General features: G+C 31.2%; 13 protein-coding genes. 9 read left to right on the top strand and 4 right to left on the bottom strand.

Annotated elements, in window-relative coordinates; genetic code table 11:
* The first annotated feature begins 81 nt into the window (after positions 1 to 81).
* The 7 genes from ACFHWD_RS20055 to ACFHWD_RS20025 all read left to right on the top strand — a co-directional run bounded on the left by ACFHWD_RS20055 (position 82) and on the right by ACFHWD_RS20025 (position 4,632).
* Complete coding sequence (locus ACFHWD_RS20055) at positions 82 to 222, top strand: hypothetical protein (RefSeq protein WP_229981577.1); 141 nt, start codon at positions 82 to 84, stop codon at positions 220 to 222.
* Between the two features lie 181 nt (positions 223 to 403).
* Entirely contained in the window at positions 404 to 742 is a 339-nt protein-coding gene (locus tag ACFHWD_RS20050; RefSeq protein ID WP_326839084.1) for a metalloregulator ArsR/SmtB family transcription factor, read from the top strand.
* A gap of 25 nt (positions 743 to 767) precedes the next feature.
* Positions 768 to 1,139: an arsenite efflux transporter metallochaperone ArsD gene (arsD, locus tag ACFHWD_RS20045; RefSeq protein WP_229981578.1), complete on the top strand. Its 372-nt coding sequence runs from the start codon at positions 768 to 770 to the stop codon at positions 1,137 to 1,139.
* Positions 1,139 to 2,893: an arsenical pump-driving ATPase gene (gene arsA / locus ACFHWD_RS20040; protein ID WP_378062898.1), complete on the top strand. Its 1,755-nt coding sequence runs from the start codon at positions 1,139 to 1,141 to the stop codon at positions 2,891 to 2,893. The genes arsD and arsA overlap by 1 nt, the downstream gene beginning before the upstream one ends.
* 20 nt (positions 2,894 to 2,913) lie before the next feature.
* A complete protein-coding gene (arsB, locus tag ACFHWD_RS20035; protein WP_378062897.1) occupies positions 2,914 to 3,963 on the top strand; it encodes an ACR3 family arsenite efflux transporter in 1,050 nt (349 codons plus the stop codon).
* Positions 3,964 to 3,989: 26 nt separating this feature from the next.
* Positions 3,990 to 4,193, top strand: a complete 204-nt coding sequence (locus tag ACFHWD_RS20030) for a DUF4177 domain-containing protein (protein WP_229981581.1) — start codon at positions 3,990 to 3,992, stop codon at positions 4,191 to 4,193.
* Between the two features lie 28 nt (positions 4,194 to 4,221).
* Positions 4,222 to 4,632 carry an arsenate reductase ArsC gene (locus tag ACFHWD_RS20025; RefSeq protein WP_378062896.1) on the top strand — a complete coding sequence of 137 codons (411 nt, stop codon included), beginning with the start codon at positions 4,222 to 4,224 and terminating at the stop codon, positions 4,630 to 4,632.
* A 33-nt stretch (positions 4,633 to 4,665) separates the two neighbouring features.
* On the opposite strand, the gene ACFHWD_RS20020 is transcribed toward ACFHWD_RS20025, so the two are convergent.
* Together ACFHWD_RS20020 and ACFHWD_RS20015 are read right to left on the bottom strand one after the other, a co-directional pair.
* Positions 4,666 to 5,436 (bottom strand): ABC transporter permease, encoded by a 771-nt coding sequence (locus ACFHWD_RS20020; RefSeq protein WP_150356680.1) that lies wholly within the window; start codon positions 5,434 to 5,436, stop codon positions 4,666 to 4,668.
* Positions 5,433 to 6,089: an ATP-binding cassette domain-containing protein gene (locus ACFHWD_RS20015; protein ID WP_150356681.1), complete on the bottom strand. Its 657-nt coding sequence runs from the start codon at positions 6,087 to 6,089 to the stop codon at positions 5,433 to 5,435. Before ACFHWD_RS20015 ends, ACFHWD_RS20020 begins: the two co-directional genes overlap by 4 nt.
* Positions 6,090 to 6,238: 149 nt before the next feature.
* Between ACFHWD_RS20015 and ACFHWD_RS20010 the strand changes: the two genes are divergently transcribed.
* Positions 6,239 to 6,529, top strand: coding sequence for a DUF503 domain-containing protein (locus ACFHWD_RS20010; protein WP_150356682.1), 291 nt, complete (start codon positions 6,239 to 6,241; stop codon positions 6,527 to 6,529).
* A 226-nt stretch (positions 6,530 to 6,755) separates the two neighbouring features.
* Complete coding sequence (locus ACFHWD_RS20005; protein WP_150356683.1) at positions 6,756 to 7,247, top strand: GNAT family N-acetyltransferase; 492 nt, start codon at positions 6,756 to 6,758, stop codon at positions 7,245 to 7,247.
* Between the two features lie 276 nt (positions 7,248 to 7,523).
* Here ACFHWD_RS20005 and ACFHWD_RS20000 read toward each other — a convergent pair whose 3' ends face one another.
* Positions 7,524 to 7,646: a hypothetical protein gene (locus ACFHWD_RS20000; protein ID WP_268253864.1), complete on the bottom strand. Its 123-nt coding sequence runs from the start codon at positions 7,644 to 7,646 to the stop codon at positions 7,524 to 7,526.
* Positions 7,647 to 7,978: 332 nt separating this feature from the next.
* Positions 7,979 to 8,524, bottom strand: a complete 546-nt coding sequence (locus ACFHWD_RS19995) for a helix-turn-helix domain-containing protein (RefSeq protein ID WP_150356684.1) — start codon at positions 8,522 to 8,524, stop codon at positions 7,979 to 7,981.
* Positions 8,525 to 8,875: the final 351 nt, after the last annotated feature.

Genomic DNA, 8,875 nt, shown 5'->3' with positions numbered 1-8,875 from the left:
TGACTAAGAAGCCATCCACTTCTATAAGTGGTGGTAGTTCACAATAAGCATTGTGTAGTGTAAATTAGTGGAGGCTTAAAAATGAATTGTAAAATTGAAAAGATGACAGAAAAACAGTTGGAGAGTATCAATACAGGTAAAGCTGGATTTCAGATCGGATTACCTGCATGGCATGATGTGGTTTTGATGGAACACAGAAGTAAATCAGTTGGAATAAATTAGATGCATATAGTAAAAATTAACTTGATATTTATATAAATTAAGAACGAATAAAATATCCTAACATAGACTATTATATATATAATAGTCTATTGCTTTTATTTATTATAATAATTATATTGACATAATATAGATAATAGTCTATATTATATATAGATAATTATCTATATAAGGAGGTGACTTTATGAATTTGGATTATGAACCAAACGCAAAAATATTCAGGGCATTGTCAGATCAAAACAGGTTAAAAATTATTGACATACTTTCCTGCGGTGAAAAATGTGCCTGTGATTTACTGGAACATTTTGATTTTACACAGCCTACTCTATCACACCATATGAAAGTGCTTATGGACTGTAAACTTGTTAAGTGTAGAAAAGAAGGAGTCTGGAGTCACTATTCCTTGGATAATACTAATGCAAATAAGCTATTGCTGTTCTTGATGAATATTATAACAGACACTGAGGATTGTATCTGCAAAGGACATGGTGGTAGTGAATGTGAAACTGGCAATGAAGAATAAATTTATATTATAAGGAGAGATTTATATGAAAAAAATGATAATTTTTGATCCGGCAATGTGTTGTTCTACAGGAGTATGTGGACCTTCCATAGATCCGGAGTTGCTAAGAGTTTCTACTGTTATTAATACGCTTCAAAAAAAAGGTATATTGGTTGAAAGGTATAATTTGACCAGCAATCCTCAGATATTTGTAGACAATAAAACAATTAATGAGATATTGAATAAAGAAGGTACAGAAATACTTCCAGTAACTATGGTAGAGGGTGCAATAGTAAAGACAAAAGCATATCCAACAAATAAGGAATTTTGCGAATTACTGGGTATATCAGAAGATTATTTAAAAACCGGACTTAAGATAAAATCCAAAGGTTGTGATTGTGGAGGAGGGTGCTGTTGATGTTTAAAAAGTTTAATCCTGACAGTATACATTTAACTAAATATTTGTTTTTTACAGGTAAAGGCGGCGTAGGCAAGACTTCTGCTGCTTGCGCCACTGCTGTTGCCCTTGCAGATCAGGGAAAGAAAATCATGCTTATCAGTACAGATCCGGCTTCCAATTTGCAGGATGTGTTTGGCATGGATCTCGATAATAAGGGAGTTGAAATTAAAGAGGTACCAAATTTGATAGTAGCAAACCTCGATCCTGAAAAGGCGGCTGCAGAATATAGAGAAAGTGTAATAGCTCCATATAAAGATAAGCTTCCAGAAGCAGCTGTTAAAAATATGGAAGAACAGCTTTCAGGTTCTTGTACTGTGGAAATAGCTGCTTTCAATGAATTTTCAACTTTCATTACTGATGAAAAAATTGAAGAAAAATTTGATCATATAATTTTTGATACAGCTCCTACGGGGCATACACTGAGGATGCTTCAACTTCCTTCGGCCTGGAGCAATTTTATAGGAGAAAGCACTCATGGAGCTTCATGTTTAGGGCAGTTATCCGGGCTTGAAGATAAAAAATCATTATATAAAAATGCAGTTGAAACTCTATCAGATAAAGCAAAAACTACTCTTGTTCTTGTATCAAGACCCGAAATTACACCTCTTAAAGAAGCAGAAAGAGCATCTAGGGAATTAAGAGACATAGGTATAGATAATCAGATATTGATTATAAATGGCGTACTTGAAGTCCACGATGATAATATTTCAAATGCAATTTATTTAAAGCAGGAAAATGCCTTAAATGATATGCCTGAAAGTATAAAATCTATTGAAACTTATGAAATACCACTTAGGCCATATAATGTAACGGGAATTAAAAATATAAGAGCATTTTTAAAGAAAGATAATAGTGAATATAAGGTTACAGAACTGAATGTAAATAAAATAAATAAGATAAATAAGCTGAAAGATATAGTTGATGATCTATACAATAATGACAAAAAAGTAATATTTACTATGGGAAAAGGTGGAGTAGGTAAAACAACAGTTGCAGCTGCCATTGCCCTGGGACTTTCTAAAAAGGGTAAAAAGGTTCATTTAACTACTACTGATCCAGCAGCACATTTAAAATTTGTCCTAGACAAAAATTATGGCATTACATTAAGTCATATTGATGAAAAAGAAGAACTTGAAAAATATAAAACAGAAGTATTAAATAATGCCAGAAAAACTATGAATGAAAGCGACATGGCGTATATTGAAGAGGATTTAAGATCCCCATGTACACAGGAAATAGCTGTATTCAGGGCTTTTGCAGAAATAGTGGAAAAGTCTAAAGATGAGGTCGTAGTAATAGATACAGCACCTACAGGTCATACTCTGTTATTACTGGACTCTACGGAAAGCTATAATAGAGAAATTATGCGTTCGGAGGGCGATATACCTCAATCTGTCAAGGATCTTTTACCTGAACTCAAAAATGCCAATGATACAGAAGTCATTATTGTAACTTTGGCCGAGGATACTCCGGTCTACGAATCCATACGTCTTGAAGCGGATCTAGAACGTGCGGGAATTGCAAGTAAGTGGTGGATTGTAAATTCCAGCATGTATGCAGCTGATACTACAAATAGTGTACTCAAGGCTAAAGCAAGCAGTGAAATACCATGGATAAACAAAGTCAACAAAATTTCCAAGGGAAATTTTGCATTGATAAAATGGAAAGCAGAAGAAATTAAAGATGAAAAATTATTTGAGTTGTTAGGTTAAAGAAAACAGGAGGAATGTATATGAAAAGTAAATCATCTAAATTGTCATTACTTGATCGTTATTTAACGCTTTGGATATTTCTTGCTATGTTTATAGGAATCTTGCTTGGGTGGGGAGTGCCAGGTATATCAAGAGGACTATCCAGTTTGTCTGTTGGAACTACATCCATACCTATAGCTATAGGACTTATTGTAATGATGTACCCTCCACTTGCCAAAGTGAACTATAAAGAACTTGGCAAGGTATTTAGAAATCCCAAGGTATTATCCCTGTCACTTATTCAAAACTGGGTAATAGGACCTATATTGATGTTTGCACTTGCAGTGATATTCTTACATGCTTATCCTGCATATATGACAGGCCTTATACTTATTGGACTTGCCAGGTGTATTGCAATGGTCATCATATGGAACAGCCTTGCAGATGGAGATACGGAATATGCAGCTGCACTTGTAGCGTTCAACTCCATATTCCAGGTTATATTTTATTCAATATATGCCTATATATTTATAACTGTAGTTCCGACCTGGTTTGGACTTACCGGTTATAGTGTAGATATTTCAATGGGGAAAATAGCTTCTTCCGTTGTAGTTTACCTTGGTATTCCTTTTGCACTTGGGATGCTAACCAGATTGCTGTTGGAACCTAAAATGGGTACAGAATGGTATACAAAAAAATTTATTCCTAAAATAAGTCCACTGGCTCTGATAGCATTATTATTTACTATTGTTGTAATGTTTACTTTTAAAGGAAAGTATATTATAGAATTGCCTTTGGATGTAATTAGAATTGCCATACCACTTGTAATCTACTTTGCAGTTATGTTTTCAGTTTCATTTTTTATAAGTTACAAATCGGGTATAGACTATAAAAAGACAGCTACACTTTCATTTACAGCTGCAAGTAATAATTTTGAACTTGCTATAGCTGTGGCAGTTGCTGTATTTGGTATAGAATCTAAGGAAGCTTTTACAGCAGTAATAGGGCCATTGATTGAAGTTCCTGTAATGATAGGGCTTGTAAATGTAGCATTGCACTGGGGAAAAAAGTATTTTGCATTAAATAGATAGAAATTTTTTAAGGGGGTATTGTTAATATGGAATGGAAATATAAAGTATTTACGGTTGACCATTTTTTAAGTTCACAAGAAAATTTAAGTATAGAAGAATTGTTAAATAACTATGGAAAAGACGGATGGGAGTTAGTGGGAACTTTACAAAATTCTTATAAAACATTGGGAAAACCATCTAAATTGGACAGTGATTTAATAGTGTTTAAAAGATCAGAATATAACTCATAATATAAAAATTTAATATAGGAGGAAAAAGATGAAACCAAAAGTTGCTTTTATATGTGTCCATAATTCATGTAGATCACAGATAGCTGAGGCAATAGGAAGATTATATGGAAGTGAGGTATTTGATTCATATTCAGCTGGAACAGAGATTAAATCCGGAATAAATAAAGATGCAGTTAGAACAATTAAAAAATTATACAATGTCGATATAAATCAAATTCAACATGTAAAGCTGATTGATGATTTACCCCAAATTGATATAGTGGTAAAAATGGGCTGTAATGTTGCATGCCCATTTTTGCCATCCAAATATGAAGAGGACTGGGGACTTGAAGATCCTACAGGAAAAAGCGACGAGGAATTTATTAAAACAGCTAAGGCCATTGAAGAAAAAATTAAAGATTTAACTAAAAGAATTGAAAATAAAGAAATTAAACTATAAGCTGTAAAGTGTTAATCCAAGAAAAATCTATTATTATTTTTCTTGGATTAATTGCTTCCTGTCATTAAAAAATTTCTTATAGCTTAAATAACAAGCTGTAAAAGAAGATATGGAAGTTGCGGAAAGCAGCATAAAGGTGACTATTATCTGATATTTGACGGCATTTATAGGTGAAGTACCTGCCAGAATAAGCCCGGTCATCATACCGGGTAGTGCCACTATTCCCAGAGTCTTGGCTGAATCGATAGTAGGCATCATTCCAACTTTAATGGAGTCTTTTATTATATTTATGGATGATTGGTAGATGTCTGCTCCTAGTGATAATTTTGCTTCAACTTCAGCCCTTTTATCTTTGAAGTTTAATTTCATCTGTTTAAAACTCAATCCCAGGCTTATCATTGAGTTGCTGATGATCATCCCGCCGATGGGTATTACCTGATAAGGTTCATATCTTATAATTCTCAAAAACACAAGAATTGCCAGGGTGATTGATGTTCCAAGAATTATTGATATAAAAGATATAAAGAAAACATTTTTAATTTTGCTTCCTCTTTTGGATGCATTGTATGCAGCATTTATAATCATAAATATCAGTAAAAATGTAGTGAAAAATGCATTTTTTAATCCAAATATATAATTCAACAAGTATCCTACAATAATCAATTGTATTACAGCCCTTGCCACGCTTATAATTATATCCTTTTCGAGATTCAATTTTTGTGAATATGAAAAAATAAGAGAGATCAGCACGAGCAGTAGGGAAAATAAAATAGAATAAATACTTATATCTGCAGCTCCAGTCATTTTATAACCTCCAAAGATTTAAATTTTCCACTTTCAATTGATAAAATCTTATTTGCATATTTTTTACTCTGTTCTGAATTGTGTGTTATCCATAAAATAGTGGTTCCGCTGTTATTTAAAGATCTGATTACGTTTTCCACGATTAGAGTGTTTTTTTCATCAAGTGCAGATGTTATCTCATCTAGGAGAAGAATTTCAGGATTAAAGATTAAAGTTCTTATTAGTGCAATTCTCTGCTTTTCTCCACCTGAAAGATTATCTATAGTTCTTGGTAAATACTCGCAACTCATTTTAAAATCATTCAGAAGTTTCTTTATTGTCGATAAATCCACTTTTTTATTTCGTATGAAAAATGGAAAATTTAAATTATCCATGACAGTGTTCCCGAAAAGAGAGGGAGTTTGAAAGCAGTAAGATATTTGTCTCCTCCATTCTATGGGGTTATATTCAGTGTAGGGTATGTCCTTATAAAGTATATTTCCATCAGTTGGGCTTATAAGTTGAGAGCACAGCCTAAAGAAGGTGCTTTTGCCGCTGCCTGATGGACCAACTACAGATATAAAGTCTTTTTGATTGATTTTTAAAGATAAATTTTTTAATATGTACTTGCCATTGCTCATGTATGATACATTTTTAAATTCCAATAATGGCATAAGAAATCTCCTCCATATATATAATATAATTGTATTATATATCGTTGACATTAAAAATTGATTAAATTTAATGTTATATATATTTTTGCAGATGATAGATGTTGTATTATAATTTATAATACAACATTAAAAAAAGATGGTGATAAATATTGAAAATTTTATTTATGAGAGTTAAATTAAGAGCATCCTGGGTACATTCACTGAAGGAAAAGAGAATGATCGTAAGAAGCATAGTCCAAAAGTTAAAAAATAAGTTTAATGTATCGGTATCGGAAATAGACGACAGGGATATACACCAGATAATAGTTATAGGCATTGTGGGAATATGCGGAAATTCATCACATACTGATTATATAATGGAAAATATTATAGATTTTATAGAAATCCATACTGATGCTGAATTAATTGACATTACAAAAGAAAATGTTATGAATATTTAGCATTTTTAATTTCATTAATTGCTCTAAATCTCCAAAATTATTTATGATCAATTTAAACATATCAGCATATTATGTGCTATAATATCTTATATAAGTTTTGTTAACTACAGGGTATTTATCTTATATTATATTAGAACGAGGCTGACTTTTTTAATTTCATTCCCCTAACTGGTGAAATTATAAAGTTGGCTTCATGAATTTTTATAGAATTAAAGGGGCTACCAACATGAATATTTTTAAAGAGAAAAATCATGAAATTAAATTTAAAATGGCAGAAGACAAATTGGATTTAGAGGAAGTAAAAAAATTGTTTTTAGATTATGCAGGTTCCTTGAACATAGATCTTGATTTTCAGGGATTTCAGACAGAAGTGAATACGTTACCTGGAAAATATAGTTCACCAGATGGCATAATTATACTGGCCTCGGTAGATGGGAAAAGCGCAGGATGTGTAGCTCTTAGAAAAATATTGGGGGATATTTGCGAAATGAAAAGATTTTATGTTCGTGATAATTACAGAGGGATGGGTATAGGAAGAAAACTTATAGATATAGCAATTGAAAAAGCTAAAGATATGAATTATAAATACATAAGACTCGATACACTTGTAACTATGAAAAGTGCACAGCACCTGTATTTATCCTCAGGGTTTTATGATATTCCAGCTTATACCTATAATCCGTTTAAAGATGCAAGATTTATGGAGTTGAAACTGTAATAGCAGTTTAATTAAATCAAGATTTCTTGAATTTATGGCGAAAAATAATTATACGAATAGAATAATTTATATAAGTAGAATATGTATAGGGGAAAATGAAGTCTTATGTAAGATCCTATAAAATACCACTCTTTATTTCCTATGAAATATAGGAAAAACAGTGGAAAATTTATAGGCTATTCTTATTGGGAGCTTTTAAAAGAGAATTACTGATGGGAAAGTAACAATATCACGGATATCACATAATGACTGATGAGAATTGAAAATTATAATTCTTTACTTTAAATGCTTTTTATTTTTCTTATGTGACTGAGTATTTTTTTCAATTATATCCAGAGATTCACATAGACATTCTTCCATAACATCAGGTGTTATCAGTATAGATTTCTTATTTTCCATTTTATCACCTCCTCATATTATTCTATTGTACATCTTTTACATATGGATGTCAATATATGCGTAAACTTTAATTTCTATTTGCTATCAATTGTGTATTGTGAATTGAATAAAGATCCCCTTTTAAAAAAAATATGTTATAATTTTATTAATGAGGAGGATATTTGTAATGAAGGGATTAATTATAGTTTTAGGAATAGTGATTACAACAATATTTATACGGGGATTAGTAAAAGGGAGAAATGAAAAAAGTCGTAAAGATGATTCACAGTTATAAAAAGCACTTACTTTTATTGGTGAGTGCTTTTTTATACTTAAAATAAAGAACTGATATTTTAGAAAATTAATGGAGTTATTACGCAAATCAGTTTTGTGGCCTGCTTCATAGGATTTCTCCATGAATGTATTATAGTTGAAGGATACTGTATACAATTACCTGCTTCTACGAAATATTCTTTACCATCTAAAGTTACGATAAGGCCGCCCTCCAGTACATATACAAATTCTTCACCCGGATGATTGAATCTGCTTCCATGGGGCTGCTCGGGAGGTATTATTACCAGCATGGATTCAAGGCTTCTTGAGGAAAAGTTACCGCTTATTCTTATAAATTCTGAATTGGAACCTTCCATTTTAAATAATTTTTGTTCATTTATTTTAACTAGAAAATTATGAGTTTCAGGAGCTTTAAAAAAGTAACTTATATTGACATTAAGGGCATCTGCAATTTTTTTTAGAGAAGTAATTGCAAGAGAGGAAGAACCGTTTTCTATTTGGGACAAAAAACTCACTGAAAGACCAGTTTTTTGACTTAGATCTTTTAAAGTAAAATTATTTTTCTTTCTTAAATTACGAATTTTTTTAGCTATTTCACCAATCATTGTTTTCCTCCATTGTAGTGTATTTAGAAATTTTATAATCTTAAATAATCACATTATTTTACTTCAATTATAATATCATAATAGAAAATTATTTTCAAATAATAAGCATCCGTAGTATCAGAAGTTTTAAAGTAGTATAATTTAGTTTATTACAGTATATATAAAAAAATTACTATATAATTAAAAAATATATGTACATATCGAAAAAAGTATGGTAATATTGTATTGTAATTTTCAGATTATTAAATTATTATTTACTGTACTAAAGGAGGACAAAAAATGAAAAACAAAATCGGATTATGGGATTTAGTTTTTATGAATGTGTCGGCACTTTTTGGAATAAGGTGGATT

Origin of the sequence: Clostridium sp. MT-14, from assembly GCF_042436595.1 — a bacterium.
Taxonomy (GTDB): Bacteria; Bacillota; Clostridia; order Clostridiales; family Clostridiaceae; genus Clostridium_B; species Clostridium_B aromativorans.
The sequence above is the reverse complement of the archived record's forward strand: the minus strand, read 5'-3'. Positions and strand labels throughout refer to the sequence as shown.